Raw genomic sequence first — 494 nt, 5'->3', positions numbered from 1 at the left:
TATAAGAGACAGGGATTGGTACGACGCGCATGTGAAGGCGCACGAATACGCGGGGCTGACGGCGGGGGCTCGGGAGATTCGCTCTTATGGCTGCCCTGTGTTGCTGAGCGCGCCGTTTACCGGGCAGATTCGGTCGGTTGAGCGGTGGGCCTCGTGGGTCGAGGCGCTGGGTGGGCCGTTGGTGACGCTCGTGTATGTGATGAGCGATGCCGATACGCTGCGTGCTCGGCTGATTTCGCGCGGTTCTTCCCGGGATACGGAAAAGCTTGCTTCGTTCGACGCGTTCCTGAAGCGGATGACGCCGGAGGTTCCGCCGCCGGTCCCGCACCTGCTTCTCGACAACCGTGGCGGCTGCGGGGAGTCGCTCGCGGCGCAGGTCAGTCGGCTTGTCGAAGAGTACGGCGAAGAGTACGGCGAAGAGAAGGAAGAGTAGGGAGAGCTGGGAGATTAGGCAGGGTTGGGAGAGCGGGCGGGGTGGGCGCGGCGCGGCGCGG

The 494-nt window shown here is 65.2% G+C and carries 1 protein-coding gene; it reads left to right on the top strand.

All coding sequences use genetic code 11. From position 1 onward, the window contains the following. The coding region (locus KDL01_RS41820; RefSeq protein ID WP_212534256.1) for an AAA family ATPase at positions 1-433 on the top strand (433 nt) is incomplete at its 5' end. Between the last annotated feature and the right edge of the window lie 61 nt (positions 434-494).

The sequence above is a fragment of the Actinospica durhamensis genome, assembly GCF_018139695.1.
GTDB lineage: Bacteria > Actinomycetota > Actinomycetes > Streptomycetales > Catenulisporaceae > Actinospica > Actinospica durhamensis.
This window is presented reverse-complemented; position numbering and strand designations above follow the sequence as displayed.